Source organism: Streptomyces sp. NPDC107765, from assembly GCF_055657085.1.
In genome coordinates, this window is the sequence record NZ_JBVKBL010000013.1 from 82,914 (window position 1) to 109,467 (window position 26,554).

The following is a 26,554-nucleotide window of genomic DNA, read 5'->3' on the forward strand; positions in this document are numbered from 1 at the left end:
GGTGCACCTGTACCCGTACGGGTCGTCCGGGCCGAATCCCTCACCGCCGAGGAAGAGACGTGTGCCACGTCCCTCGGGTTCCGGGGCCCAGGTGAGGGCCCGGTCGGCGTGAGGGCCCGGTCGGCGAGGCCGCCCTGCCCCACGTCGGCGTCCCGCCGGCACAGCCGCGGCATCCTCACCCCGGCTCTCAGCGATGCCCTTCGGCCAGCCGGAAATCGCCGGGCATCCGCCCCTGGGCCCCCGTCACCGTGAGGCGTACGGGAGCAGCGCCATCTCCCGTGCGTTCTTGATCGCCCGGGCGATCTGGCGCTGCTGCTGCGCGGTGACCCGGGTGACCCGGCGGCTGCGCACTTTGCCGCGGTCCGAGAGGAACTTCCGCAGCAGATCGGTGTCCTTGTAGTCGATGTACGTGATGCCGGCCGCGTCGAGCGGATTCGGGCGGGGGGTGGTCCTGCGGCGCGGGTCGTGCCGACGGGGCATGGGACTTCCTTGGGACGAAGAAGGGCGGGGAGGTGTGAGGTGCGGTGGGCCCAGGCTGCACCCGGCTGGACCCAGCTGCGCCGAGGGACTACGAAACCGGATCGAGGAGCTCGTCGAAAGCCGCCGGCAGTCTCTTCCAGGCCGGTGGGCCGCCCGCGTACTCGGCGTCGGTGAGCAGGCAGGAGTCCAGGAGGGACGTAAGCCCCTCGCGGTCGAGTCCCGGCGAGGTGAAGACCAGGTGCTGGGCGCGGTCCCCGTGCTCGGGGTGCCAGTCCAGTGCGGCGGCCGCGCGGCGCATCGGAGGGACCATCTCCCAGGCGGCGTCCGGCAGTGCGGCCAGCCAGGGCCCGGCGTTCTCCACGCAGAGCGCTCCGCCGGCCGCGTCCCAGGAGAGCAGGGTGTCGGGCCGATCGGCCAGCCAGAAGCGGCCCCGACTGCGCGCGGCCGCGCAGGTCAGGTCCTCCAGGGCGGCATGGAGCCGCTCGGGGTGGAAGGGCCGGGTGTGCCGCCAGACGAGGGTGCCGACGCCGTCCGCTTCGGCCTCCTGGGGGAGCAGCGCGCAGGCCGGGTGCTGGCGGGCGGCGGCCGCCTCGACGTCGAATCCAGCCGTGGCGGCGGCCGCCAACTGACCTGACTCTACGGGCACGTGGCGGGCGGTGGGGTGCAGTTGGGCGAGCAGTGCGAGGTCGGCGGGCTCGGCCGGCTCGTCGCCCGCGGCGATCGCCAGCACGGGTGCGTATTCCAGCTGCCGGGCCCAGGTGTCCGCGACCGTGCGCCGGTCGGTCGCCGCGGCGGCGAGTCCGGCCTCGTCGAGGTCGTCGCCGCAGCCGAGGTAGGGCAGCAGCAGCGCGGGGTCGACGGCCGTGATCACCTGCGTCAGTGCGAGGCGCTCGCTGCCGCAGGTGGTGATGACCTCGGCCATCGCCCTGGGTTCGACGGAGTCCCACAGTTCGACGACCGCCAGCCGGCAGGTGCGGCCGGCGGCCAGTCGTTCCAGCTCGGGCACCAGGTCCTCGCGCAGGGCGCAGCAGGCGCAGTCGTTGACGAGCGGTGCCTCGCCGGTGGCGAGGGTGCCGCCGGCGTCGCGGATCGTGCGGCGCACGGTGCCGTCGGCGGCCGGTGCGAGGTCGTGGTGCAGGGCGACGCTGCCGGGGACGGAGTGCAGCAGCCGCTCGACGGTGGCCCGCCGGGCGTCCGCGTGCAGTCCGCCCACCAGCGCGACGTTCAGCCGGTCCATCAGCGGGCCCGCTTGCCGTAACGCCGCTCGAACCGCTCGACGCGGCCGGCGGTGTCCAGCACCCGGGCGGTGCCCGTGTAGAAGGGGTGGCTCGCCGAGGAGGTCTCGACGTCGATGACGGGGTAGGTGTGGCCGTCCTCCCACTCGATGGTCTTGTCGCTGGTGGCGGTGGACCGGGTGAGGAAGGCGTGGTTCGCGGCCCGGTCGCGGAAGACGACCGGCCCGTAGGCGGGGTGGATTCCGTGCTTCATGGGGCTCAGCGCTCCTCTCGGAAGGTGACGTGCCGGCCGGCCACCGGGTCGTACTTGCGCAGGTGCAGGCGATCGGGGTCGTTACGGCGGTTCTTGCGGGTCACGTAGGTGTATCCCGTCCCGGCGGTGGACCGGAGTTTGACGACCGGGCGGAGTTCGTTGCGGGCCATGCCGGTTAGTATACGGAAATGGTTTCCATTTTCAATAGGCCCTGAGGCCTCTACCGGAAGGAGCACTTTCGATGCCTTCGATCCCTTCACCGCCTTCGATGCCTTCAACGCCTCGACAGGGCGGGATCGCGGGGAACGCGCGGCGCCGGGCGGTCGTCGCCTGTTACGCGGCCCGCCGGGCGGCCCTCCAGGCCGTCCTCCGCAGTTGCCGCGCACCGACGGGGGTACGCGACGCCACCCGCGCCCGGCTGGTCCGCCGGCGGCCCGCCCGGCCGTCCGCCGCCGGCGGCGCCCCCCGGACCGCACCGCCCGGCACAGCCGGGTAATACTGGACAGAACGCCCGCCGACCCCTGGCGGCCCCCGACGGAAGCGAGTGCGCATGCTCCGCAACGCCTTCGAACCCTGGCACCTGATCCTGATCATCGCGGTCCTGGTGCTGCTCTTCGGCTCGAAGAAGCTGCCCGACATGGCGCGCGGGCTGGGCCGCTCGATGCGGATCCTGAAGTCCGAGGCCAAGGCCCTCAAGGACGACCGGACCACCGAGGCGCCCCGCACAGAGGCCCCTGCGGAGTCCGCCGCCGGCCGCTGACCCCGGCCGGGCGGCCGACCGTGGTCAGTGGTCGCCGCCCTCGTCGATCAGCCGCCGCACCTCGCGGTCGATCAGGCCCAGCCGGGCCTCGGCGACCAGCGGCACCGCCCGGCGCTGGCGGCGCGCCTCGGCCAGGTCGATCTCGACGGTGACCAGCGCCGGCTCCCACTTGGGCGCCTGCGCCACCACCGCGCCGCGCGGGTCCACCACCCGCGAACCGCCCCAGAACGTCGCCCCGTGCTCGTTGCCGACCCGATTGACGAAGACCACCCAGCACTGCAGCATCTTCGCCGTATAGGACAGCAGCGTGTCCCAGTACAGGCCGGTGTCCATGGCCTCCGGGTCCAGGCTCGCCGCGCTGTTGGTCGGCACGAACAGCACCTCCGCCCCGTCCTGCACCGCCAGCCACGGCAGGACCGGCTGCCAGGCGTCGTTGCAGACCAGCGTGGCGCCCCGGCCGCCGCGGGCGGACCGCTTCAGCTCGTAGGCACGCAGCGACTGTCCGGGGCTGACGTGCTTGCGCTCCTCCCAGGCGAGGTAGTTGGGCAGGTAGAGCTTGCGGTGGGCGTGCAGCAGCGCGCCGGACGCGTAGTGGGCCGCGGTGTTGTACGCGCGCAGGCTGGTGTGCTCGTGGAAGCCGACGAGGACGTCGGGGCCCAGGGTGCTCAGCTCCAGCAGCCGCGGGTCGCTCGCCTCGATGGACTCGTCGCGCTTCAGCGCGCCCAAGTGGTAGCCGTGCAGGCTCAGTTCGGGGAAGACGACGAGATCGGCGCCCTGGGTCGCGGCCTGCTCGATCTGCTCATGGGCGGCCTTCAGGTTGTCCGCCACCTCGCCCAGCACGCAATCGGTCTGCGCCAGCGCAATGAGCATGTCCCCACCTCATCGACTCATCACTTTTGCGGCTTTCCCGCCATTTTGCCAGAGGCGGAACGGACCGGCACCACCCCGCGGAGCTCCCGCTTCCGCGCACCTCAAACGCCCTGTGAGGCAGGTCCCACCAATGAGCGAAAGAACGATCCTTCCCGTGCCGGAGCGGGTGCTCACGCGTTGATCCGCACGATCCGTCGTGCCACCGGAAGGGCGGCTTCCAGCCGCAGCCCCGCCCGCCGGAAGCGATGCGACGGCCCGCGGTCGAACCGTCCGGTGATGCCGACGGCCGGCTCGACCGGGCGGCCCAGGCCGAGCGGCCCGCCGGACCCGCTCGGCCGGCTGTCTCGCCACCGGGCGCCCCGGGATCAGCCGGCACCACCGGCCCGGCCGGCCTCCTCCCCCACTTCGTGATCCGCGTCGTCCGCGCCGCTCACCGGCGCCGCGTACGGGCCCTGCGCAGCAGCATCGCCCCGCCCAGCAGCAGCCCCCCGCCCGCGCCGGCCGCCGTCCCCAGCTCGCCGGTCCCCGTGGACGCCAGCAGCGCCGAGCCCGCCGACGCCCCGGCCCGCGCCACCGTGCCCATCCGCTGGTCCGGTACGGACCGCGGCGCGGGCCGGTGCGCGGCCTCGTGCGGGGCCCGGTGGCCGGCCGGCGGCGCCTTCTCGGACGCCGGCTTCACCGGCGTCGACGCCTCGTGCCGCGGGTGCACCTTCTCCGGGCGCCGCACCGGCTCCGCCGGCTTCCCCGGCGACACGGGCGGCCGCTGTGCCACCGGGGGAGGCGGTACGGCCGGCGCGGGCGCCGCTCCGTTCCCGCAGGAGTTGCCCATGGCGGGATTGAGCGCCGCGGCCCCGTCGACCGAGTTGCCACACGCGTTGACCGGGGCGTCCACGCTCACCTGGACGCTGTTGCCGGACAGCACCCCCGGAGAGTCCGAGGCGCCTCCCCCGGCGCCGGCGTCCGCGTATGCCGTGCCGCCGCCCGCGCCGAGCACGCCCGACGCCGCGGCCATGAGCACGCAGGTCTTCAGGCTCTGTCGCATCTCTCATCCCTCGTCTGCAGTCGTTGCGTACGGGCCCAGGGGCCCGCTCCCCCCGTGGTGCGAATACGGCCGGGCGGCCGGCAGCGCGTACGCGGCGCCGGCCGCCCGGAGACGCAAGCGGTGGGCGGCCGAAGCCGCCGGCCGTCCTCAGTGGTTGGCGACACCGTTGCCCGAGAGGATCGGGATGTCGTCGATGATGTGCGACAGCGTCTCGTCGCCCTTTGCCTGGGTCGAGTTCTGGACGCACTGCTGGTTCTGCGGGTTGGACAGCACATTGATGTCCTGGATCTGGAACAGGGCCAGGCCCTGGACAGGCACCTTGCCCAGACCGACGCACAGCTGGTTCAGCGAGCCCTGGACGAGTCCGAGCTGGGTGCTCAGCTTGCCGTGCGTGGTGGAGTTGCCGTAGACCGACGCCGCCCCGTTCCCGTTGACCGTCCGGGTGCCCTTCTGGTCACCGATCGCCATGGCCTGGGGAGCGGCCAAGGCAGAAATACCGACCAGGGACGCCGCCACGGCCGCGCCCGCGATAATCTTCTTCATTCACGCAAACCCTTCAGGAGATGGAACTCCCGGCCCGGGAGCCCTATTTGAACAACCCGCCACGCGGCCGCGAGTTGCGCAGCGTCACCCGAATAGCTGGCCCGGGCCTACGAAAAAGAGGCCGCTCGCACCGGCCGGAGGACGACAATGCGATAAATTCGCCCGGGAGTTTCGCCGCGCCCACTCCTGCCCCGCTTCACCGGCTCATCGGGACTCGTGCCACGACACAGGGCCCGCACTACCGCCGAACGGCTGCGCAGGCCCTGTACTTGTTTCCGGCCGGCATGCCAATGCCCTGGCAACCCCATCAATTTCGCAAGGGCATTGGCATGCTTCCCTCCACACACTCTTCCTAACGACCGGATTCGCCGGATTTCAGTCACGAGCGAATAACAATCCCCGGCCCGGGGTGGGCAGTAAAAACCCGGGCCGCCCGGAAGAAGGAGGGCCGGGCGGCCCGGGCATTGCTCAGCCGGTCAGTGGTTTCCGGCGCCGTTGCCCGAGAGGATCGGGATGTTGTCCAGGATGTGCGACAGCGGCTCGTCGCCCTTGGCCTGGGTGGAGTTCTCGGTGCACTGCTGGTTCTGCGGGTTGGACAGCACATTGACGTCCTGAACCTGCAGCAGGATTCCCAGGAGCTGCACGGGCACCTTGCCCAGGGCGATGCAGGGCTTGTTCAGCGAGCCCTGGACAAGGCCGATCTGCGGGCTCATGTAGCCGTACGTGGTCGAATTCCCGTAGTACTGCGTCGCGCCGTTGGCGTTGACGGAAGACGTCCCGTGCTGGTTACCGATCGCCATCGCCTCAGGGGCGGCAGCGCTGGCCACGCCGACAATGGACGCAGCCGCTGCTGCGGTCGCCAGAGCCTTCTTGATCATTTTGGTCCTTCGTGTTTCGGGATACCCTTGGGCCGGGCAATCTGCCCAACTCACAAGGACGTTTTTGGTTGTTCTCATTCACTCAAACGGCGGGTGGCCTGATGCACTTTTCGGTCGGCATCGTGCCCCGGCACCGGGCACCCGGCCCGAGAAATATCCGGGTCGCGGTGAAGCTTCGTGAAATCGAACCCGCAGTCCGGCGGCGCATAAATCCCCCTATCCGTCGCAGGCGAACGGAGGGCGGCCCAGACACCGCGCCGTGCACGCCGCGCCGACCGCTCCTGGCCGAGCGGTTCCGATGCCTGCCGGCCGCCGGCTGACACCATGCGTCAGGAATTACTTGAGCGGAAGGCCACCGAGCAGCCGGCCATTCTTGGCCGCAACGTTGACGCCCCGGAGCAGCTTCTTCGCGTGGGTCGACTTGACCTTGTCCCGCGCGGTCCGCACCGTGTTGAAGAGCGGCGCGAGCTGGTGGCCGTCCAGCTGATCGCTGCTCAGCGTGTCGTTCACCGCGCCGTTGAGGCTCATCGTGGGAGCGCCGGGCTGTGCGGCGAAAGCGGGCACGGCGGCCCCCAGCGCCAGGACGGAACCGGCAACAACCGCAGCAGACTTTGCGTACTTCACTTCAACTGTCCCTTCTCGGGCGATGCTTGACGGTCCCGCGAGATCAGCGCCGCATAAGCGATCACTTCGCTGCTCGGATCACCGCTTTCAGGGTGATTAACGAGGGCCACCGTCCGAAGAAACCCCGAATTTCGCTCTTCTCGGCCGGACCGCCCGAAAAGTGCGGGCAACCGTAAGGTTTCTCGCCAGGAAAAGAATGGCGACCGGCCCCGATGCACAGGAGAACGCGCACCGGGGCCGGGCCGCAAGGACACAGCTCAAGCTCAATCGATGTCGCCGTTGATGCAAGTGTTGCCGAACGCCGGGTTCAGCAGTGCGCCGATGTTGATGGTGTTTCCACACAGGTTGATCGGAATGTGGATCGGAACCTGGATGGCGTTACCCGAGATCACACCGGGGGAGTTCCTGGCGACACCCGCGGCACCCGCGTTGGCGAATGCCGGCGCAGCCGCGCCCACTGCCATGAGCGTGCCGGCAGTGACTGCTGCGACCTTTGCGTACTTCACTTTCAGCCCTTCCCGCAGCGGGTCCGTGGCGCACACGACCGTCGTGTCGCCCGGGCGTTGTACTGCTCGCCCCTAACGCCGCTGCCGGTATGGGTAACGATTGCCCGTCGTGGACGAAACCCTTGCCCGGTGGTTTTCGGAGAAATCGCTCGATGGTCGCAAGGCCGTTTCGAGAGATTGCCACCGTGCATACGAGGCGGAAAAAACACCGGAGTTCCCCGGACGAGGCACCCGCCGAATACGAATTCCTACCTAAAGGGGATCGAGATTATCTGTCTCTGCGATTCGTCATGGACGCCGCAGGACCGGGCCGCCCTGGAAAGGAGAGCCGGCGGTCCGGACCTGCGGCGGTTGGCCGGCTCAGTGGTTGCCGACGCCGTTCCCGGACAGGATCGGGATGTCGTCGATGATGTGCGACAGCGTCTCGTCGCCCTTCGCCTGCGTCGAGTTGTCCGCGCACTGCTGGTTCTGCGGGTTGGACAGCACATTGATGTCCTGCACCTGGAGCGCGGACGCGACCTGCACCGGCACCTTGCCGACGGCGATGCAGGGCTTGTTCAGCGTGCCCTGGATGAGCTCCAGCTGCGGGCTCATGCTGCCGTGCGTGGTGGAGTTGCCGAACGCGGACTTGGCGCCGTTGCCGTTGACCGTCTGGGTGCCGTGGTGGTTGCCGATCGCCATCGCCTGGGGCGCGATCGCCGCCGAAATTCCGACGACGGACGCGGCTACAGCCGTCGTGGCCAGGACCTTCTTGATCACGATTTACCCTTCTCGAAGCGGAGTGCCCGTATTCGGAGCGCCCTGGTCAACTCGCTTCTTTGGGTGCGGTTTCGCCCATTCACCCGAATGCCGCGGAACGATAGACACATATCACTGCATCTGGGCGGCCTTTCGGCCCGGATGCGGAGTGGGCGACACAAAGGCCGGTACGGGAATGCGTACCGGCCTTTGTGGTGGACCGCCCGCGTCAGCGGCCCGGGCCATCAACCTCTGTACAGCGTTCAGCGGTTGATGCAGATGTTGCCGAACGCCGGGTTCAGCAGCGCGAAGGCGTTGATGGTGTTGCCGCACACGTTGATCGGGATGGAGATCGGCACCTGGACGGCGTTGCCGGAGATGACACCGGGGGAGCCGATCGCGCCGCCCGCGGCGGAGGCACCGCCCGAGGCACTGGCCATACCGGCCGCCCCCACTACAGCAACGCCCGTGGCGGCGGACAGGACAACGGCCTTCGAGACAAACTTCACGGTGAACCTCTTCACTGAGCAGCGTTCAGGTATGTGCGCGCCGCATAGAGCGACAAGCAGCTCAACGCATCAACCGGGGCAAAAGTAGCGGCTCAAACGGGTGAAAGGGACTTCTCGTACATTCGGTGGCCGTCGAATGTGGGCGGCCCGGCGTACCAGGTGCCTCGCCGTCATCGTCGCACGCGTGGCGGCACCGGCCCCGCAACCAGCTCCGGTTCACGGTGGATTGTCAGTGGCGTCGGGTCCAATGGCGGTATGAAAGTGACATCTGCGCAGGTGCTGGCGTGGCGGCTGCGGCAGCAGAGTCTGGCACCGCGGACGACCGTCTCGGTGGAGCGGCTCGTCGGGCACCTGGCCGGTGTGCAGGCGCAGGTCGCCTCGGCGGCCGAACTCGCCCTGGCGATACGGCAGAAGGACCCTCGCCGCGGCGCCGTTCAGGAGGCGCTCGCGGCCCGGTCCCTGGTCAGGACCTGGGCGATGCGGGGCACGCTGCATCTGCTGCCGGCCGACGGGGCGGCGGCGTATCTCGCCCTGCTCGGGGCGGCGCGTACGTGGGAAAAGCCGTCCTGGCAGCGGGCGTTCGGGGTGAGTCCGCAGCAGGTGTCGGCGCTGGGTGAGGCCGTCGACGAGATCCTCGACGGGCAGGTGCTGACCCGGCAGGAGTTGATCGACGCGGTGCTGGCGCGGCCCGGCCTCGAAGGTCTGGGCGAGCAGTTGGCGTCCGGCTGGGGCACCGTCCTCAAACCGCTGGCCTGGACCGGCCGGTTGTGCCAGGGACCGCCACAGGGGCCGAACGTCACGTTCACCTCGCCACGCTCCTGGGTGCCCGGCTGGCGAGGGGTGCCGGACCCGGACGAGGCCGCGCCGGCGGTGATCTCGGCGTACCTGGCGGCCCACGGTCCGGCCACACCGGCCACGTTCGACGCCTGGCTGCTGCGCGGGGCGACGCGTAAGGCCGTGCTCCGCGGGTGGTTCGAGTCGCTCGGCGACCGGCTGACAGCGGTCGAGGTCGAGGCCGGAAGCGGTGGCGGCAGCGCGGGCGGGGGCAGGGGCGGTGAGGGGGGCACGGCGTATGTGCGAAGTGAGGATGTGACGGCGCTGGCGCGCATCAAGCCCTCGCAGGAGGTGCGGCTGCTGGCCGGTTTCGATCAGTACATCCTCGGGCCCGGCACTGCCGATACGCGACTGATCGCGGCCGCGCGGCGCACCGCGGTCAGCCGCAGCGGCGGCTGGATCTCGCCGGTGGTGGTGCATGAGGGTCGGGTGGCGGGCGTATGGGAGTTCACCGAGGAGACGGTGGACGTGACGTTGTTCGCGGAGCACAGCGCGGTGCCGGCCGCGGGCTTGGAGGCGGAGGCCGACCATCTCGCCCGCTGCACGGGCCGCGAACGGCGGCTGGTGGTGCGGGTGCGGTAGGCCTTGGCCGTGACTGTGCTTGTGGCCGTGACCGTAGCCGTAGCCAGAGCGCCCACGGGAGGGTTGCGGCTGCTGTCGCATGGCGAACGTGCAGGTCAGGGCCATTGTCAGACCCTGGTGCAAGACTGAAGGACATGAGATGGGCGGTGGTGGAGACGGGCGACGGGGGTGCTCGTCTCTGCCCGCTCACTCCGGACGGCCGGGTGGCGGGGCCGGTGGTGAGCGAGCCGTCGCTCGCCGAGGCGGTGCGGTCGCGGCCCGAGGTCGAGCGGTGGGTGTGGCGGTCCACCGCCGAGATCTACCGGCGGCTGCTGGCTGCCGGGGTGCGCGTCGAGCGGTGCTACGACGTGGAGGCCGCGGAGGCGCTGCTGATCGGCCATGAGGAGGGCCAGTCGGGGCAGCCGCGTTCGCTGGCCGCCGCTTGGGCACGGCTGCGCTCCCTGCCCGTGCCTCCGGACGCTCCCCCACGTACGGCGGAGACCCAGCCGTCCCTCTTCGAACCGGGACCGGTGCCGTTGCCGCCCGGTACGGACGAGTTGTCGGCGCTGACGGAGGTCTACGCCGCGCAGGTGGCACGTACGGCACGGGCGGAGCACCCGGAGCGGATGCGGCTGCTGCTCGCCGCCGAGTCCGCGGGCATGCTGGTGGCCGCCGAGATGGGGCGTACGGGGGTGCCGTGGCGTGCGGACGTGCATCGTGCGTTGCTCGACGAGCTGCTGGGCGAGCGTTTTCCGGGCGGGCTGGAGCCACGGCGGATGGCGGAGCTGGCGGACGAGGTGTCCCGGGCGTTCGGGCCCGGTGCGCGGGTGCGTCCCGATCTGCCGAACGACATCGTCAAGGCGTTCGGCCGGGCCGGGATTCCGCTGACCTCGACCCGTAAGTGGGAGCTGCAGCAGGTCGATCATCCTGCGGTGGCGCCGCTGCTGGCGTACAAGACGCTCTACCGTCTGCACACCGCCCATGGGTGGGCGTGGCTGCAGCAGTGGGTGCACGACGGCCGGTTCCGTCCCGAGTACCTGCCCGGTGGCACGGTCTCCGGCCGCTGGACGACCAACGGCGGGGGTGCGCTGCAGGTCCCGAAGGTGATCCGCCGGGCGGTGCTCGCCGATCCGGGGTGGCGCCTGGTGGTCGCCGACGCGGACCAGATGGAGCCGCGGGTGCTGGCCGCGGTCTCCCGCGACCGGGGTCTGATGGAGGTGGCCGGCACCGGCGAGGATCTCTACGCGGACCTGGCCGCCCGTGCGTTCGGCGGCGACCGGGACCGGGCCAAGCTCGGGCTCCTGGGGGCGATTTACGGCCAGACGTCGGGCGACGCCCTCAAGCACATGGCCGATCTGCGCCGCCGCTATCCGGCGGCCGTGGCGTATGTGGACGAGGCGGCGCGCGCGGGCGAGGAGGGGCGCCTGGTGCGTACGTGGCTGGGCCGCACCTGCCCGCCCGCCTCCATGGCACCGCCCGACGAGGCGGGTCTGCCTCAGGAGGAGGAGCAGTCCACGGGGTACGGCGGCAGTTCGGCGGCCGCCCGCGCCCGCGGCCGGTTCACCCGTAACTTCGTCGTGCAGGGCAGCGCCGCCGACTGGGCGTTGCTGCTGCTGGCCGCGTTGCGCCGGGCGCTGTGGGCGGGCGGTCTCCGCGCCGAGCTGGTGTTCTTCCAGCACGACGAGGTGATCGTGCACTGCCCCGCGGAGGAGGCGGCCGTGGTGTCCGAGGCCATCACGGCAGCGGCCGCGACGGCAGGCCGGACGGCGTTCGGCGAGACACCCGTCCGCTTTCCCTTCACCACAGCGGTGGTGGAGTGCTACGCGGACGCGAAGTGAGGTGCGGGCGGGCCGCTTTCTTCGCGCGGCTTGTGTCTGTCAGGTTCCTCTCGTTCCCCTCGGTTTCCCCGGGTTTCCCTTGGTTTGCTCGGTTTGCTCGGTTTGCTCGGGTCGGCGGCTCCGGTTTCGCCATATCGCCATATCCGCACGCCAACGCTGATAGGAGACGTATATGGCTGAGAAGGATCTTCTGATAACTGTCCCGCCCGGCTTGACCGTGCATCCCGAACTGGTCCCACACCTCGAGAAGTTGCCGCCGTTCTCGAATCCGTACGAGGACATCGAGGCCACCCGTGAGAAGTTCCGCGGGCTGCTGGCGCTGCGCCCGGCCGATCGGACCGGGGTGAGCAGCAAGCGGTACGACATCCCGCGACCGGACGGGAGCGCCCTCACGGTCGAGGTCTACCGGCCGGAGCGTGCGGAGGCTGAGCTGCACGAGGGGAAGGAGGGGAACGAGGAGGACGACGAGGCCGGGGAAATCGGTGAGGGGCTCCTGCCCGCCGTATTGCACTTCCACGGTGGCGGATATGCCATCGGCCGCTCGCTGCCCGGTCAGGACCGGTCAGCGATCGCGCTCTGCCGCGAATTGCCCGCCATTGTCGTCACCGTTGAATACCGTCTCGCTCCGGAGCACCGGTACCCGGCCGGTGTGGAGGACTGCTATCTGGCCCTGGAGTGGACGGCCGAGCAGGCGAATGACCTGGGGATCGACACGGACCGGATCGCCGTCACCGGGAATTCGGCGGGCGGTGGGCTGAGCGCGGCCGTCGCCTTGATGGCCCGCGACCGCGGTGGCCCGGCGCTGGTCTACCAGTCGATGTGCGTACCGGACGTGGACGACCGCGCCGCCGAGCAGCCCATCCCGGCCACGCCGGAGGGTTCGGAGGGCACGGGCGCCGGCTCCGGGGCCGGTGCCCCGCCGAACCCCTGGCTGAACAGTCTTCTGACCGTGCGCCTGGCCTGGCAGCACTACCTCCCCGAGGGGACGACGGTGCCGGACGCCTACGCCTCGCCGGCCCGCGCCACCGACCTCTCCGGCCTGCCGCCCGCGTACGTCATGGTCTGCGACCTCGATCCGCTGCGCGACACCGGCCTGGCGTACGCCCGGCGCTTGATGGACGCGGGCGTGCCGGTGACGGTCCACAACGTCCCCGGGGCATGGCACGGCTTCGAACTGCACGCCCCCGCCACCCGCCTCGCGAGGGAGATGAAGGCGCACTGGAAGGGCCAGTTGCGGTCGGCGCTGTATCCGGAGCCGGCGGAAGGGGCGGTGGTGGCCTGAGCGCGCTGGGGGCGTGCGGGCTGCGAGCTGCGGGGGCCGGGCGTAGGCGCGGGGGTGGGCTGCGTCGTGTCGTGGCCTGGGCCGTTGGGCCTGGGCTGTGCGGGCTGCGCCGGGTGACCTGCGTCGTGCGGCCTGTTCCCGCGCGTCCGCTCCCTGCGCAGCTGCCTCCCCTCCCCCTCCGCCGGGGAGGAGGCGCCTCCCGACCCTCCCCCGGTTACTCGACGGTTGAAATCAAGCCACGGGTGATCCGGGTCATCGCCGACACCAGTAGTTCCCGTGGCTGGTCGGGCTGGTCCAGCCACCACAGGGCGAGTCCGTAGAGGGAGCTGCGGATCGCCTCGGCCAGCGGCTCAAGTTCGCCCTCGGGCAGACCGGGGGCGAACTCCCGCAGCAGCGCCATGTCCGTCTCGCGCTGCCTGCGCTGCAGTTCACGGTGGAAGTCCTGCACCTCCGTGTCTCCGGTGGTGTCACGGAACATCATCCGCCAGGTGTACGGATGGCTCTGCACATATCCGAACCAGGCGTCGTACATCGCCCTCATACGGCTGTCCAGATCCCCTTCCCCGTGCAGGAGTTGCTGGATCGGGGCGGCCGCCAACTCATCGCGGTGCCGCTCCAGCAGGGCCAGGTGCAGTTCCTGCTTGGAGTCGAAGTGGCGGTAGAGCATGGGCTTGCTCAGGCCGGCCTCGGCGGCGATCTCCCCGATGGTCGTGCCCGCGTAGCCGCGCTCGGCGAACAGCCGGGCGGCGGTGTCCTCGATACGCGTCCTGGCCTCGGCGCGCGCCGCGCGCCCCCGATCGATCTCCCTCATACGAGCCTCGCCACCCCTCCGTTTGGCCGATTTCGACTGCTCGATTCCTCTCGCAATCATCGCTGTGATCAAGGATACTAGGTCGTGTACCGCTTGGTATACGCAGAAGTAACTTACGGGTCGACTCACCGTGAGGCGACCGGATACGGGGGTCGCTGTGATCATTTCCTTGCATGTCGCCGACGTAGGGACGCGTGCCGTACCCGCCCTCCTCCGCGAGCGTCTGGAGCCGGACGACGTTCCGGGGCTGCGCTCCGCCCGCACGACGCTGACCGGGGCCATCGCGGCCGGCCTACTGCCGAAGCTGCATCCGGGCCGGGTCGCGCTGCTCGCCTCCTGGGAGGACGACGCCGCACTCGACGGCTTCCTCCGCGTGGACAAGAACCCGCTGGCGGAACGGCTGGCAGGCGGCTGGCACGTGCGACTACGGCCCATCCGGATGTCCGGATCGTGGAGCGAGATGCCGGTGGAGGTTGCACCCGGCACAGCGGCGGATGGCGACCAGGAATACGGCGAGCAGCAATACGGCGAGCAGGAACATCGGGAGCAGGACAGCCACGGGCGCGGCAGCCGTGGGCGGGGCGGCCGTAGGCAGGACAACCATGGGCAGGACGGCCATGGGCAGGACGGCCAATGGCTGGGGACCGGCGAGCGGCAGGTCGGGGTGGCTGCCGGCGCTACCGCCACCCCGGTCGCCGTCCTCACCCTCGGACAGCTCCGTCTGCGTCGCGCTCTGCCGTTCCTCCGCGCCAACTCCCGGGCCGCCGGGCGAGCGGCCGCCGATCCCGCCCTGCTCGCGTCCCTCGCCCTGGCCAGACCGCCCCGCTTCGTCAGTACGTTCTCCATATGGCAGAGCGTGGACGCCATGCGCCGCTATGCGTACGGCTCCGCCCGGCCCGATCACAAAGCAGCGATCCAGGCGCATCAGGCAGCACCGTTCCACCACGAGGCCGGATTCGTACGCTGCCTTCCTTATGCCGCCCAGGGCACTTTGGACGGCTGGGACCCGCTGGCGGCTGCCGGTTCGACAGCGGTCACTGCTGCAACCGGCCACAGGGAAACGCACTGATCAAGCATGTGCTGAGGGCCGCAGCTCTGGGCAGAGGGGTGATGGTGGGCCGTCCCGAGTTTGGGCGTCAGGCGCTGGAGGGGCTCTGAGCACCGCTCTGGGGGCTTTGGGCGCCGCTTTGGGTGCTCTACGCACTGTCCCGGTGGCTTACTTCGATCTACCTTCTGCGATGGGCGGCTTCCCCCGGAGGAGCAGGACGGGCTTCAATCCCAGGAGTGCGTGTGGGAGTACGGGGACGCGTGCGAGTACCAGGACGCGTGCCAGCAGAGGAGGCGTGTGGGTACGAGTGGCATGCGCGGCATGCGCGTGGGCGACATGCGCGTGGGCGGTGGGTGCGTGCGCGGCATGCGCGTGGGCGGTGGGTGCGGTACGAGTGGGCGGTGGAAGGGAGTTCGTGGGGATGAGTGCGGAGACTGAGATGAGCGGTGAGCCGGAGCAGACGGCGAGTGGCGCCGGTGACGCGCAGCGGAGAGCCGTGGGTGGCGGGGAGATGGAGCGGATCAATCCGCCGCACCTTGCCCCGCCTACCGGGTTCAGTCACGCCGTCCGGGCCGCGCCGGGAACGCTGGTCTTCCTCGCCGGTCAGACCGCGCTGGATGGTTCGGGCCGGATCGTGGGGAACGGGATCGTCGAGCAGTTCGAGCGTGCGCTGACGAACCTCCTGGACGTCGCGGCCGCATCCGGAGCCGCCCCATCGGACCTCGCCAAACTCACCGTTTTCGCCGTCGATATCACGGACTACCGCCGGCACGCTCGGGAGATCGGCCGGGTGTGGAAGCGTCTGGTCGGCAGTGACTACCCGGCGATGGCCGTGATCGGCGCCACCCGCCTCTGGGACGAGGCGGCCCTCGTCGAGATCGAGGGGATCGCCGTGATCCGGTAGTTGGCAAGGGGTGGGCGGCGCTGAGTAGTTGGTGGCGGGAGGGGGCGAAGGGTCGGAGGGTCGACGTTGGCTCTCCGCTTGGCCGTCTGCTCGTTTGCCCGTCTTGCCGCGTGGCCGCCCAGCCGCCCAGCCATCCGGGCATCCGGGCATCCATCCTGAGGCGCCTCCCCTTAGCGTTCGTGGAACGTCACCAGTGCTTGTGCGTCCGCTGCCGACAAGGTGATGCCGAATTCGGTGGTCAGGAGGTCCGGGAGTTCCTGCGGGCTCACCTCGCGTGCTTCGCGGGTGCCGTCCGGGCGGGTCACGGCGTACTCCCGGCCGATCAGCGTCCTGCGCAGGTCGCGGCTCGGGCGCTGCACCACCGTCTGGCCGGTGAACGGCGAGCGGGGGTGGGTGGATATGTAGTGGTTGAAGACCGCGTAGTCGACGGGGAAGCGTCGTTCGGTCCCGAAGGCGTAGAGGTCGAACCAGTCTTTTGCGTGGCGCGTTCGGAGCACCCAGGCCCCGGGGTCTGTCTCCGTCTCCTTCTCGTGGATCAGGCCGAACGTCCACTCCCCCTGGTGGGACTCGATGCCGTCCCGTAGCGGAAGGGGTTCGAGCAGCCCCTCGGCGCCGAAGCCGACGTCGGTGATCCAGTACTCACCGTCCAGCTCGACCTTGAGCAGCGCGTGAGTGGCCGGGCGGATGCGCCGCTCGCCCATACGGGTCCGGGCGCAGAGGCCGGAGATCCGGAAGCCGAGGCGGTCCAGCGCGGCGGCGTAGAGCAGGTTCTGTTCGTAGCAGTAGCCGCCGCGGGCCTGCTCGACCATCTTGGCCTGCAACGACTCCAGGTCGAGCAGAACAGGCCGGCCCACCACGATCTCGAGGTTTTCGAAGCCGATCGAGGACAGGTGGGCGGCGTGCAGTGCGCGCAGGGTTTCCAGGGTGGGCCGGCGGTCGCCCTCGTAGCCGATCCGGGCGAGATACGCCTCCAGATCCAGTTGATCCCCGCCCCAAGCGGCATAGGTCGTCACGCTGCACCCTCCCCCTTGACCTGGGTGTTTCCCGTCCCGAGCGTAGGAGATCTGCCGCCGCGGCGGGATCGGCTATTCGTCCTAAGGCTTGTCCCGAGGCGGCCTAGGACCTAGGTCCGTCCCTGACCAGCCTCGCTCCGTACGCGTCAGGGGCGCCCGCGCGCCGGTTTCCCGGCGGCGCAGGCGCCCCTGGTGCTGATGCTGGTGCTGGTGCTGGTGCTGTTCTCGCCGCTGACTGTCGCTCCCACGGAACGCCGGGGGCCGCCCTACTGGTGGGGTGGCCGTGGCGTTCAGGTGCGTTCGCGGGCCATTCCCACCGGGTCCTTTTTGAAGGCCCAGGTCATCTTCGGCTCCATGGCCCAGCGGAACATCCGTTGGACCGGTGGTGTGCAGAGCAGCGTGACGACGGTGCCGGCAACGAGGGTGAGCAGCACGGCGCCCCACGGGGTGTGGACCCAGTGCACGTCGTACCAGTTCCAGAAGCGCGATCCCTTTGCCAGGAAACCGTGGAGCAGATAGCCGTACAGGGTGCCCGCGCCCAGCGCCGTGCACCACATCGTGCGGCCCGGTACCCACGCGAAGAAGCACGCCACCAGTACCAGCGAGCATCCGAACATCGCCAGCGTCATCACCGCACCGCTCCACCACGGAGCGGCCAGTTCCTGTGCCGCATCCCGGTGGTAGAACCAGGCGGCGTTCATCCGGGGCGCCGCCCAGTACGCGAAGACCAGGGCGCCCGTGAAGACGGGGACGGCCAGGATCCGGGCCTTCTTGCGACGGACCAGCTTGAAGTGTTCGGGCCGCAGCGACAGCCCGATCACGAAGAACGGAAGGAACTGCAGCACCCGCTGGAGGTCCAGGTCATCGCCGATGTTCGGGGAGATGGACGCGAGGACGGCGATGGCGAGCGCCAGCGGTACGGGCCAGCGCACGATCTTCCACAGCGGGGTGGTCAGCCGCCAGACGAAGAGGGCCAGCAGGAACCAGGTCAGATACCAGGGGTCCGTAAGGCTTATCGGGTAATGCGGGTCGTCATCCGCCCACCTCTTGAAGAAGGTATAGGCGACTTCGAAGAGGATGTACGGCACGGCGACGCCGGTAATCAGCCGCTGCAAACGGTCCTTGCGCATATCAAAACTGCGCGAGAAATAGCCGGAGATGATGATGAAGGCCGGCATATGGAACGCGTAGACGGTGATATACAGCGCCGCCGCCGACCGGCTGCCGTCGCGGAGCGGCTCCCACGAGTGCCCCATCGCGACCAGCACGATGGCCAGGTACTTCGCGTTGTCGAAGAACGCGTCGCGCGGCTTCGCCTTGGCGCCGCCCGCGGCGGGGGCGCTGGTGCCGGCCTTGGCGTCGACGGCGCCGTCGTTCGCGAGGCTGCCCCGTCCCCGCCCTCTGGCGCGGCCCCGGGGCCTGGCGTGCGAGGCCGAGCCGGAGGCCCGTCCGCCCGCCGGTGCCGCAGCGCGTTCCGCCACGGACCCGTCGGCCATCGCCCCCTCGCTCAGGGCCCGTTCCCCCAGGGCCCGTTCACCCAGCGAGCGTTCGGACACGGACGGTTCCGTGCCGGCCGGTGCCATCGTCGTCGCGGCCGTCGTCGAGGACGAGGCCGTCGTCGTGTTCGTGGTCCTCGTCATGTTCGTGGATCGCGTCGCATTCGTGGTTCTCGTCGTGTTCGTGGTCGTCGTCGCGGCCGTTGCTGCTGCCGGGGACGCGTAGGGAGACGCGTACGAGGAAGAGGGGGAGGGCGACGAGGAGGAGTGCGGCGAGGCGTACGAGGAGGAGGACGAAGAGGAATACGGGGCACCGGAACCGGAAGCGTCGTTCGTGCCGTTCGGCGTCTGCCGCTGCGGTGGGAGCGGGACCCGCCGTTGGCCGTATACCGGAAAATCGTTGTTCAAGAAGCCTCCCGGAACGAGCCCACGGGAGGAGCCGGACGCTGGCCCGCACCGGGCCGCAAATCGGAACCCAAAAGCCAAATCCTGCGTCTTAGTTCTTTAACGGGAAGGGTGGCGGCGTCGAACATCTCAGGCACCTTAGCTCCGCGGCGGGAATCACGTAAATCCCCGCCTGTCGCGGCCACTCGGCACCCATCCACCCTCCACAGCACCTTCACGCACCGTCAGGGGGCGGGACCGACCGGCGGACCGTCGGGGACGCCGCCCGCTATTCAATAACACCTTCGATTCCCCGGGCACGCACAGACCGCGCGTTGGTGTTCTTCGCCACGTCCCAGGCGTAGACCTGCAAGGGGCGCCCGTGCGGCCCGCGCAGCCGGTGGACCGCCGCCAGCCATCGCGAACTCAGCGCGGACATACGGGGGTTGATCTGATCTGCGAAACGGGCATAGGCCGCCAGTTTGCGCACATCGGGCGCCCCCAGGATTCCCGTACGCACCTGTGGCACCAGTGCATGCACGGTCTTCACGGTGGCCACTCTGAAGCTCTGCACCACCAGTCGGCTCCGCACATGGTCGCGATCCAGCCAACCGTGGGACCGCAGTTCCCGGACGACCTGGGCCTCGATTCCGGGATAGTCCTTAGGGGACTTGATCTCCAGCAGAAGCCGCTGCCCGTTACGGTCCAGACGCCGCAGATAGTCGGCGAGCGTCGGCACCCGCTCCCCCGCGAACCGCTTGCCGAACCAGCTCCCGGCATCCAGCCGAGCGATCTCGGCGGCCGTGAAATCCCCCACCCGCCAGGGCGCCCGCCCGGGAAACACCTTCGCGGCATCGGTGGTCCGCTTGAGCGTGGTGTCGTGGATCACCACCAGCCGGCCGTCCTTGGTGCGCTGTACGTCGTTCTCGACCCATATGAGGCCGCGGCGATGTGCCGCGTCCACGGCGGCCAGCGTGTTCTCCGGCGCGTAACGGGAGGCGCCGCGGTGCGCGATGACCATGGCGGCGGAGGTCCCGGGCCCGGCCCGCGCCCCGCTGATCACGGCGACGTCCGCGTACTCCTCCGGCCCCGACGCCATGGCCGACGACGACACCGCCGCCGTCACCAGATACGCGACGCCAGCGGCCGGGATCCGCAACGATCTCCGAAGCATGCGGCAGCCTCCAGGTCGGTCCGGCACGTCGGGCCCTCACGTAGGCCCCGCGTGGTCACGCGTGCCCCGTATGGTCACGTAGGCCCGTATGGTCACGTGGGCCCTGTATTGGACCGTTCCGCACGGGGCTCCGCAGGGCGCCGCTGGGGCTCCCGTAGGGCGTCATGGGGGCTCCCGTAGGGCGTCACTGGGGCTCCGTCCACGCGGGACCCGACCGGTGGGCCCTGACCGGTGAGCCCTCCGGTGGGCCCTGACCGGTGGGCCTTTCTGTTCAACGTGCCTGCGGGCCGGCGAGTCGGCCACACGAACGGTCCGGCGACAGCCGCGCGCGGGCCGCTGCGCCCCTGGCTCGCCTCAGCGCCTTTCCGCAGCTTTCCGCAGGTCAGGGCAGGGCTGGGAGGAGGGAGCGAGGTGAGCGGGGAGGTCGGTGAACGGCCTGCGGGCACGCGTCCATTCCGGTGACCCGCCAGCCGTATCCATGAGGCGGCGCCCTACGCCCGAGACGCCGGGAGGGCCGAGGGAGCCACGTCTGAGTTCCTTCCGTCGTGGTGACGGGCCCACCCTCGTGTCGGCCTGGTGTCGCAGCGCCGACCGCGTCCCCCGAAGCCGCCCCGGCTGATGGCGGACCTCGGCTCCCGAACCCGTTGCGAGGCGGCCGAGATGCACCGCACACTGGTCGGCCACCGCATGCCGGACACTGCCCGATACCACCAACAGGCCCTGATGGCACGAGGCTTCCACTTCGGCACCCCGGACGACGGCGACTTCGTGGAGCTACTCCCGCCGGCCGCCGAGGAGTTCACCTCCGGCTGGGCCCCACACCACTGCAACACCGAGCACCGCAGCACGCCGATTCCGAACCACCTGCTCTCCCCCATCCGGCAGAATTCCTGCCCGTGACCATTCGCTTGCTGATCGCCGACGACCAGGAGATGGTCCGCCGGGGGATACGCCGCATCGTGGAAAGCCAGCCCGACATGGAAGTGGTCGGCGAAGCGGCGAACGGAGTGGCCGCCGTCGAGTTGGGCCGGGCTCTCGCGCCGGATGTAGCGCTGGTGGATATCCGTATGCCACACCTCGACGGCCTGGAAGTGACCCGTCGGCTGGCCGATCCCGCCTCGGCGCACCCGGTACGCGTCGTGGTCGTCACCACCTTCGACCTCGACGAATACGTCTATCCCGCACTGCGTTTCGGCGCCTCGGGCTTTCTGCTCAAACGGTCCGGGCCGGCCATGCTGATCGAGGCGGTGCGGGCGGCGATGGCCGGAGACAGCCTGATCAGCCCGTCGATCACCGTACGGCTTTTACAGCACGTCACGGGAAGCACGTCGGGCCGTCGCACCCGTCACCGTGATTCCGTGCTGACCGAACGGGAACGGGAAATCGCCGGAAAGGTCGCCGAGGGAAAGACCAATTCCGATATCGCCGGCGAGTTGTTCATCTCCGTGGGCACGGTCAAGACCCATATCGCCAGCATTCAGCGGAAGTTGCAGGTACGCAATCGGGTGGGGATCGCGGTCCGGGCCTGGGAACTGGGTTACGCCACCGGCCGCACTCCTGGAACGCCAGAACCACCGGGACCACCGGGACCGCCGGGTCCACTGGGACCGCCGGGACCCCCAGGGCCACTGGGCCCACTGGGACCGTCGCGATGACCCCGTCCATCACCCCGCCCCGGCAGCCCCGGGGCGCAGAGCAAGGTCCCCCCACACCCCACCAGAACCGGCCGGTCCAACGGAATGGCCGCTTCCGCCGGGCATGGGCAACGACCGCCGCGGTACTGCTGCTCGCCCCCGCGCTCCTCGCCCCGCCCGGCGCCGCCCCACTCGCCATCCTGGCCGCACTGACCACCGTCGTCTCACTGCTCTCCTGGCCGATACGCCGGTACGACCTCGCCCACGTGGCGGTCGGTACGGCGCTGCTCTCGCTCGCCACCGATATCGCGTACTTCGGGCCGCCGGGCCTCGTCCTCCTCTGGTTCCCCTTCGAGACAGTGGCACTGCTCGTTCTCCTGGGGCGGGTGGTACGCCAGGTGCCCGGCTCCCGCGTGGGCCTGGTCGGCGGCCTGACCGGCGCCGCAGCGGTGCTGCTGCCGCTGCGCTTCACCCTGCACGCGCCGCACACCGGGCTCAAGGAATCGATCTTCATCGTCGCGCTGGCCTTCTTCCCGGCAGCCTGCGCGACCGGCGTCGGCCTCTACCTGCGGTCGCTGGACACCCGCCGGGCGCACGCGGTGGCCCTCGCCCGCCGCGAACAACGCCTCGAAGTCGCCCGCGACCTCCACGATTTCGTCGCCCATGAGGTGACCGGCATCGTCCTAGAAGTACAGGCGGCCCGATTCACCGACCCCCCACCCTCGACCTCGCCCCCGACCACCAACACCTCCAACCCACCCCACCAACACCCACAGCAGGACCAGCAGGAACGGCAGGACCAGCAGGAACAACACCACGCCCTACTCGAACGCATCGAGCAAGCCGGGCTGCGGGCCCTGGAATCCATGGACCGTACGGTGGCAGCGCTACGCACCACGGAAAGTCGCGAGCGGAGCGAAGGGAAAGAGCGGAGCAGCGGAAGCGAACCCCCACCCAACGGGAACGAACCCCCACCCACCCGCCCCCACGGCCTGACCGACCTGTCGGAACTCGTCGACCGTTTCTCGTCCATGACACCCGCCGAGGTCACACTGGAGCTCACCGAGCTCACCGGCACCGACAGCCTCACCCGAGAGGCCGAGGACACCGCGTACCGAGTAGTGCTGGAGGCACTGACCAACGTACGCCGCCACGCCCCGCGGACAGACCGGGTCGAGGTCTCCGTCGGCCGGGCCGCCGACCGCACCCTCAAGATCTCGGTCACCAACACCGCAGGTCGAGCCGCATCCGCCCGCAGCCCCCGCCAGGGCGGAGGCACCGGCCTCGCCGGTCTCGACGAACGCGTCCGCGCCCTCGGCGGCACCCTCGAAGCCGGCCCGCACGAAAACGGAAAGGGCTGGCAGGTGCGCTGCCTCCTGCCCACGCCGCCCACCTGCTGAGGAGTCCTCTCCTCACAAAGTGACGACCGCTCCCTCGCCACACCTGCCTCCGCGATACCTGCCTCCGCGATATCTACCGATCGGCAGATGTGCCGGCCACCGCCCCCCGGAATCCTCTCCCCGGAGCCACCGCTCCCCAGCCGAACACGCACCCACCGGAGATTCCGATGCCCTCAGGCGTACCGTCCCCCACCCTCAACCCCACAGGCACATCCCGCACCCCCGCATCCCTCGCAGCGACCGCCGTTGCCTTCGCAGCTGTCGCTGCACTCGGTCTCACCGGCTGTTCCGTGGACGCCAAAACCGCGAAGCCGGAATCGAAGCGCTTCCCGTACGCCGGCACGTCCCTGAAACTGCTGACTCACGAGGTCGCGACGAAACTGGTGGCGACGGACCGCAAGGACATCAAGGTCACCCGCTGGTTCGACACCGCCGCGGGCACCGTGCACCTGAAGTGGACGCTCAAGGGCGACACCCTCGACATCGACGCCGGCTGCAGTGGACTCGCCCTGTGCGACGCCAGATTCACGGTCGAGGTCCCCAAGCACATCACGGTCACCAAGGACGGCCACCAGGCCCTCCAGGCCCACGAGGCCCGCTAGACCCACCAGCCTCAGCACGAGAAAAGCCGATAGCCCCGCAGGCGGCCCCGCACACTCGACCTCATCAACCCACCAAGCCCTACCGCTGCCGCGCAGCAGCAGCAACCGTCTCCCGACGACCTGACGCTACGTCTGCCCGCAGCAGCCCTACCCCGAAGCTATCTGGCTGTCCCGGGCCTGGACGCCCGCTGGTTGATCATGCAGCTCGGTGATGCGACAACCACTGCGCCATCTACAACAGCGCCTACGTCGGCACGGCGCCCGCCCTGGCACCCCCGGCCGCACTGCCGACGGCCGCCTTCACCACGACCGGCTCCGCCGCGCGACCACGACTGAGCCCGTCGCCGGCCCACAAGACATCGCAAAAAGCCCAGACCACATAACGTGACCTGGGCTTTTCCGCGGAGCCGCCTTCGGGATTCGAACCCGAGACCTACGCATTAGGGGCAAGATGAGACGAGGGCCGTCAGGCCCTGCCTCGCGCCCCCTCCGCGCCTCATTTTTGTCACCGCGCGGCAATACGGTGTCCTCCATGCGCCGCGACACGCCTGCCTCGCCTGCCTCGCCTGCCGAGAACGTCGACCACACCGCAGGAGCGGCACGCCTGGAGCGGACCTCTGGCCTGTCCCCCCGAGGACGCCGAAGCCCTGCTCCTGCGCGCCGCGGCCCACCTGGAACTGTCCGGCGACCGCCCCGCCGCGACCACGCTCTACGACTCCCTGCTGTCGACCACCGCCGACCTGGACAGCCCTCCCCTGTGAAGGCCTCGTACCTCTGGGAGTACGGTCACGAGGCCGAGGCCAGGGTTCGAGGGCATCCGCCTCGCCGCCCCGCGCCCTGGACCCCTGGCTGATCGCGGCGGAATCCCTCGAAGCCCACGACGAACTGGGATCAGCGGCCGAACCCTCACGGAGGCCGCCCACCTGTTGCTGCCGGAGGGCACGGAACCCCCTTCCACCGCCACCCCCTCCTCTATGGCCGCCACCTCGTCCGCCGCATGCTGGGCCTGCCCCATGACGACTGGGACGCCCTGGCGGACACCCTCCACTCGGCTCCTGTCTCCCTGGACGAACTCCACGACCCAACGCGTCTGGCCCGGCGGCTCGGACAACCCCGCCGAACTGGCCGCCGAAATCCCCCGCCTCCACCCCGAACTGGGCGCCTACCGCGAGGCCCTCCCCCACCCCTTCCCGGTGGCAGTCCTGCACCGGCCGGCCACGGAACTGACGGAACTGATCTCGGCGCACTCGGCCCTGTCCGCGGAGTACCCATCCCATGAGGGACACCTGTCGACCATAGAGTCGTCGCTCCGGGAACTGCCCTCTTCGGGCATCGCGGCCTCGGAGGGATCACCGCCGGACGACGTGACGCTGCTGCCGCAGTACGCGAAGACGTTGGCGGCGAGGGGGAGGGCGGAGGCTTGGCCGCCGGAGAGGGGGCCGGGGGTGGTGTGGGTCCACTCAGAACTACGACGCCTGTCACGGGGCGACCCGGGGCCTGAAAACGGGCGACAGGCTGATACGGCGATTCCCGAGGCCGCCTGCATCGGTGGTACGGCCCGGCAGGTGGAATCCGGTGCGGCAGCGCTCGGCCCCGTGATGGAATCGACACGACAGCCGTAGTCCGGCGGCTCGACCGCCCCGGCTCGACTGTCGTCGGGACCGAGCCACGATCGTGAGGCACAGCCGTCTTGAGCACAATGAAACCGTCGTCGCCCTCCGTCTCTGCACGCATGAGCAGGCAGGCGAGCAAGGACACGGCCCGCCGAACTACTGGTCCGACGCCTCCTGCACGCGGCCGGCCTGCGCCACCGCGTGGAGTACCCAGTGCCGGGCATGGCGCGACGCCGGATCGACGTGGCGTTCACCTCGGTCAAAGTAGCTGTCCTGATCGACGGATGCTTCTGGCACGGCTACCCCGAACACGCGACACGGCCGAAGTCGAACGCAGAGTGGTGGCGGCAGAAGTTGGACCGCAACATGGCGGGTGATATGGAGACCACGGAGCACCTCGTAGCGGCCGGCGGGGAGGTACTGCGCTTCTGGGAGCATGAAGCACCGGCTGACGTGGCTCTCCGTATCGCGGCGGCGATTGAGCCGCGAAAGACCCAGCGGGGACGGGGGAGGAATCGTTGAGTGGGCTGACCTTTGTCGATGTGTGCTCGGGCGCGGGTGGACTCGCTCTGGGGCTGGAACGAGCGGGCTTCACGCCTCGACTCCTCCTGGACAACGAGTCGTCTGCCTGCGACACGCTCAAAGCCAACCGGCCGCATTGGAAGGTGCTCAAAGCGGACCTCCTCGACTTCGACCCCGTGGACCACCCCGAGGTGTACGACGTCGATCTCCTGGCAGCCGGTCTCCCCAGGGTGAGGTCGAGTGCGACGGTGACGCGCCAGTCGTCGGACACCGAGTTACGCCTCATCGAGGCGACTGCCTATCTGGTCCACGCCGTCCAGCCACGTGCGCTGATCATCGAAAACGTGCGAAACCTGGTCGACGAGGACTCCCTGGCGCCGATACGGGACTTCCTCCGCGAAGAGCTGGAGCACCTCGGCTACGCACTGACCTGGTTCATACTGAACGCTTCCGACTTCGGAGTGCCCCAGGACCGCATGCAAGGCATCCTCGTGGCCGTCAAGCAGCAGTGGGCGAGTGCCTTCCGACCGCCCCGACCCAGCGTCCACGAACACGTGTCGGTCGGAGAGGCGCTGGCGCCGTCGATGCGTTCCTGCGGCTGGCCGGACGCCGACCGTTGGGCGGCCCAAGCGACGAGTGTGGCACCGACCTTGGTGGGCGGATCCAAGACGCACGGAGGCCCCGACTTCGGACCGAGCGGCACGAAGGCCAAGTGGCGACGGATGGGGGTCTGCACGAAGTCGTTCGGGAACGAACCGCCCGGCCCCGACTTCACGTGGGATCCGTCACTCGGGGACGACGGACTGGTACGGATCACGGTGGACCAGACCGCCCTCCTCCAAGGCTTCCCCGAAGCGTGGGGGATCTCCGGCCTCAAGACCGCCCGGTACCGCCAGATCGGGCACGCGACCCCGCCACCTGTCGGAGAGGCGCTGGGACGGGCTGTCGCCGAAGCGTTGAACGGGGATCCGGGAGTCCCCGCGGCCGGCTAAACTTCCGC

Annotated in this window: 29 protein-coding genes and 2 pseudogenes; 14 read left to right on the forward strand and 17 right to left on the reverse strand. The window is 69.9% G+C overall.

Annotated features, from left to right (window positions below):
* Positions 1 to 243 precede the first annotated feature (243 nt).
* The 4 genes from rpsR to rpmG all read right to left on the reverse strand — a co-directional run bounded on the left by rpsR (position 244) and on the right by rpmG (position 2,138).
* Positions 244 to 480, reverse strand: a complete 237-nt coding sequence (rpsR, locus tag ACZ7MX_RS28415; RefSeq protein ID WP_030801569.1) for a 30S ribosomal protein S18 — start codon at positions 478 to 480, stop codon at positions 244 to 246.
* 88 nt (positions 481 to 568) lie between these two features.
* Positions 569 to 1,717 (reverse strand): CobW family GTP-binding protein, encoded by a 1,149-nt coding sequence (locus ACZ7MX_RS28420; protein ID WP_472136064.1) that lies wholly within the window; start codon positions 1,715 to 1,717, stop codon positions 569 to 571.
* The gene (locus ACZ7MX_RS28425) at positions 1,717 to 1,968 is read right to left on the reverse strand and encodes a type B 50S ribosomal protein L31 (RefSeq protein ID WP_472136065.1); all 252 of its coding nucleotides are present in this window, start codon (positions 1,966 to 1,968) and stop codon (positions 1,717 to 1,719) included. Before ACZ7MX_RS28425 ends, ACZ7MX_RS28420 begins: the two co-directional genes overlap by 1 nt.
* Positions 1,969 to 1,973: 5 nt before the next feature.
* The gene (gene rpmG / locus ACZ7MX_RS28430) at positions 1,974 to 2,138 is read right to left on the reverse strand and encodes a 50S ribosomal protein L33 (RefSeq protein WP_030801565.1); all 165 of its coding nucleotides are present in this window, start codon (positions 2,136 to 2,138) and stop codon (positions 1,974 to 1,976) included.
* A gap of 98 nt (positions 2,139 to 2,236) precedes the next feature.
* On the opposite strand from rpmG, the gene ACZ7MX_RS28435 reads away from it, so the two are divergent.
* The gene (locus tag ACZ7MX_RS28435) at positions 2,237 to 2,464 is read left to right on the forward strand and encodes a hypothetical protein (RefSeq protein ID WP_472136066.1); all 228 of its coding nucleotides are present in this window, start codon (positions 2,237 to 2,239) and stop codon (positions 2,462 to 2,464) included.
* A 54-nt stretch (positions 2,465 to 2,518) separates the two neighbouring features.
* On the forward strand, positions 2,519 to 2,728 hold the full coding sequence (gene tatA / locus ACZ7MX_RS28440; RefSeq protein WP_472136067.1) for a Sec-independent protein translocase subunit TatA: 210 nt from the start codon (positions 2,519 to 2,521) through the stop codon (positions 2,726 to 2,728).
* 24 nt (positions 2,729 to 2,752) lie between these two features.
* On the opposite strand, the gene ACZ7MX_RS28445 is transcribed toward tatA, so the two are convergent.
* The 8 genes from ACZ7MX_RS28445 to ACZ7MX_RS28480 form a co-directional block, all read right to left on the reverse strand.
* Positions 2,753 to 3,598 carry a nitrilase-related carbon-nitrogen hydrolase gene (locus ACZ7MX_RS28445; protein WP_472136068.1) on the reverse strand — a complete coding sequence of 282 codons (846 nt, stop codon included), beginning with the start codon at positions 3,596 to 3,598 and terminating at the stop codon, positions 2,753 to 2,755.
* 430 nt (positions 3,599 to 4,028) lie between these two features.
* Positions 4,029 to 4,640, reverse strand: coding sequence for a chaplin (locus ACZ7MX_RS28450; RefSeq protein ID WP_472136069.1), 612 nt, complete (start codon positions 4,638 to 4,640; stop codon positions 4,029 to 4,031).
* A gap of 147 nt (positions 4,641 to 4,787) precedes the next feature.
* The gene (locus tag ACZ7MX_RS28455; RefSeq protein ID WP_472136070.1) at positions 4,788 to 5,183 is read right to left on the reverse strand and encodes a rodlin; all 396 of its coding nucleotides are present in this window, start codon (positions 5,181 to 5,183) and stop codon (positions 4,788 to 4,790) included.
* Between the two features lie 476 nt (positions 5,184 to 5,659).
* Positions 5,660 to 6,061, reverse strand: coding sequence for a rodlin (locus ACZ7MX_RS28460; RefSeq protein WP_472136071.1), 402 nt, complete (start codon positions 6,059 to 6,061; stop codon positions 5,660 to 5,662).
* A 336-nt stretch (positions 6,062 to 6,397) separates the two neighbouring features.
* Positions 6,398 to 6,685: a hypothetical protein gene (locus ACZ7MX_RS28465; protein WP_472136072.1), complete on the reverse strand. Its 288-nt coding sequence runs from the start codon at positions 6,683 to 6,685 to the stop codon at positions 6,398 to 6,400.
* Positions 6,686 to 6,948: 263 nt separating this feature from the next.
* Positions 6,949 to 7,191, reverse strand: a complete 243-nt coding sequence (locus ACZ7MX_RS28470) for a chaplin (RefSeq protein WP_472136292.1) — start codon at positions 7,189 to 7,191, stop codon at positions 6,949 to 6,951.
* A gap of 360 nt (positions 7,192 to 7,551) precedes the next feature.
* Complete coding sequence (locus ACZ7MX_RS28475) at positions 7,552 to 7,950, reverse strand: rodlin (RefSeq protein ID WP_472136073.1); 399 nt, start codon at positions 7,948 to 7,950, stop codon at positions 7,552 to 7,554.
* Positions 7,951 to 8,192: 242 nt separating this feature from the next.
* Positions 8,193 to 8,438, reverse strand: coding sequence for a chaplin (locus ACZ7MX_RS28480; RefSeq protein WP_472136074.1), 246 nt, complete (start codon positions 8,436 to 8,438; stop codon positions 8,193 to 8,195).
* Positions 8,439 to 8,693: 255 nt separating this feature from the next.
* Here ACZ7MX_RS28480 and ACZ7MX_RS28485 point away from each other — a divergent pair, with 255 nt between their 5' ends.
* The 3 genes from ACZ7MX_RS28485 to ACZ7MX_RS28495 all read left to right on the forward strand — a co-directional run bounded on the left by ACZ7MX_RS28485 (position 8,694) and on the right by ACZ7MX_RS28495 (position 12,953).
* Positions 8,694 to 9,854 (forward strand): winged helix DNA-binding domain-containing protein, encoded by a 1,161-nt coding sequence (locus tag ACZ7MX_RS28485; protein ID WP_472136075.1) that lies wholly within the window; start codon positions 8,694 to 8,696, stop codon positions 9,852 to 9,854.
* Between the two features lie 134 nt (positions 9,855 to 9,988).
* Complete coding sequence (locus tag ACZ7MX_RS28490) at positions 9,989 to 11,671, forward strand: bifunctional 3'-5' exonuclease/DNA polymerase (RefSeq protein WP_472136076.1); 1,683 nt, start codon at positions 9,989 to 9,991, stop codon at positions 11,669 to 11,671.
* Positions 11,672 to 11,843: 172 nt separating this feature from the next.
* Positions 11,844 to 12,953 (forward strand): alpha/beta hydrolase, encoded by a 1,110-nt coding sequence (locus ACZ7MX_RS28495; RefSeq protein ID WP_472136077.1) that lies wholly within the window; start codon positions 11,844 to 11,846, stop codon positions 12,951 to 12,953.
* Positions 12,954 to 13,167: 214 nt separating this feature from the next.
* On the opposite strand, the gene ACZ7MX_RS28500 is transcribed toward ACZ7MX_RS28495, so the two are convergent.
* Complete coding sequence (locus tag ACZ7MX_RS28500) at positions 13,168 to 13,764, reverse strand: TetR/AcrR family transcriptional regulator (RefSeq protein WP_472136078.1); 597 nt, start codon at positions 13,762 to 13,764, stop codon at positions 13,168 to 13,170.
* A gap of 157 nt (positions 13,765 to 13,921) precedes the next feature.
* Here ACZ7MX_RS28500 and ACZ7MX_RS28505 point away from each other — a divergent pair, with 157 nt between their 5' ends.
* Positions 13,922 to 14,833, forward strand: coding sequence for a spheroidene monooxygenase (locus ACZ7MX_RS28505; RefSeq protein ID WP_472136079.1), 912 nt, complete (start codon positions 13,922 to 13,924; stop codon positions 14,831 to 14,833).
* A 490-nt stretch (positions 14,834 to 15,323) separates the two neighbouring features.
* On the forward strand, positions 15,324 to 15,716 hold the full coding sequence (locus ACZ7MX_RS28510; RefSeq protein WP_472136294.1) for a RidA family protein: 393 nt from the start codon (positions 15,324 to 15,326) through the stop codon (positions 15,714 to 15,716).
* Between the two features lie 170 nt (positions 15,717 to 15,886).
* On the opposite strand, the gene ACZ7MX_RS28515 is transcribed toward ACZ7MX_RS28510, so the two are convergent.
* From ACZ7MX_RS28515 to ACZ7MX_RS28530, 4 genes are all read right to left on the reverse strand, one after another.
* Positions 15,887 to 16,729, reverse strand: coding sequence for an arylamine N-acetyltransferase family protein (locus ACZ7MX_RS28515; RefSeq protein ID WP_472136080.1), 843 nt, complete (start codon positions 16,727 to 16,729; stop codon positions 15,887 to 15,889).
* Positions 16,730 to 17,019: 290 nt separating this feature from the next.
* A complete protein-coding gene (locus ACZ7MX_RS28520) occupies positions 17,020 to 18,225 on the reverse strand; it encodes an acyltransferase family protein (RefSeq protein WP_472136295.1) in 1,206 nt (401 codons plus the stop codon).
* 37 nt (positions 18,226 to 18,262) lie between these two features.
* The gene (locus tag ACZ7MX_RS28525; protein ID WP_472136081.1) at positions 18,263 to 18,682 is read right to left on the reverse strand and encodes a hypothetical protein; all 420 of its coding nucleotides are present in this window, start codon (positions 18,680 to 18,682) and stop codon (positions 18,263 to 18,265) included.
* A 216-nt stretch (positions 18,683 to 18,898) separates the two neighbouring features.
* Positions 18,899 to 19,783, reverse strand: coding sequence for a glycerophosphodiester phosphodiesterase (locus ACZ7MX_RS28530; RefSeq protein WP_472136082.1), 885 nt, complete (start codon positions 19,781 to 19,783; stop codon positions 18,899 to 18,901).
* Positions 19,784 to 20,443: 660 nt separating this feature from the next.
* On the opposite strand from ACZ7MX_RS28530, the gene ACZ7MX_RS28535 reads away from it, so the two are divergent.
* The 7 genes and pseudogenes from ACZ7MX_RS28535 (at position 20,444) to ACZ7MX_RS28565 (ending at position 26,546) form a co-directional block, all read left to right on the forward strand.
* Positions 20,444 to 20,683, forward strand: a complete 240-nt coding sequence (locus ACZ7MX_RS28535) for a hypothetical protein (protein ID WP_472136083.1) — start codon at positions 20,444 to 20,446, stop codon at positions 20,681 to 20,683.
* Positions 20,680 to 21,438, forward strand: a complete 759-nt coding sequence (locus ACZ7MX_RS28540) for a response regulator (protein ID WP_472136084.1) — start codon at positions 20,680 to 20,682, stop codon at positions 21,436 to 21,438. Before ACZ7MX_RS28535 ends, ACZ7MX_RS28540 begins: the two co-directional genes overlap by 4 nt.
* Entirely contained in the window at positions 21,435 to 22,817 is a 1,383-nt protein-coding gene (locus ACZ7MX_RS28545) for a sensor histidine kinase (protein ID WP_472136085.1), read from the forward strand. Before ACZ7MX_RS28540 ends, ACZ7MX_RS28545 begins: the two co-directional genes overlap by 4 nt.
* 290 nt (positions 22,818 to 23,107) lie before the next feature.
* Entirely contained in the window at positions 23,108 to 23,419 is a 312-nt protein-coding gene (locus ACZ7MX_RS28550; RefSeq protein ID WP_472136086.1) for a hypothetical protein, read from the forward strand.
* A gap of 532 nt (positions 23,420 to 23,951) precedes the next feature.
* Positions 23,952 to 24,907 (forward strand): annotated as a pseudogene (locus ACZ7MX_RS28555) (hypothetical protein); the annotation flags it as partial.
* 244 nt (positions 24,908 to 25,151) lie between these two features.
* Positions 25,152 to 25,554 (forward strand): annotated as a pseudogene (locus ACZ7MX_RS28560) (very short patch repair endonuclease).
* A complete protein-coding gene (locus tag ACZ7MX_RS28565; RefSeq protein ID WP_472136087.1) occupies positions 25,551 to 26,546 on the forward strand; it encodes a DNA cytosine methyltransferase in 996 nt (331 codons plus the stop codon). The pseudogene ACZ7MX_RS28560 and the gene ACZ7MX_RS28565 overlap by 4 nt, the downstream one beginning before the upstream one ends.
* The last annotated feature ends 8 nt before the right edge of the window (positions 26,547 to 26,554 follow it).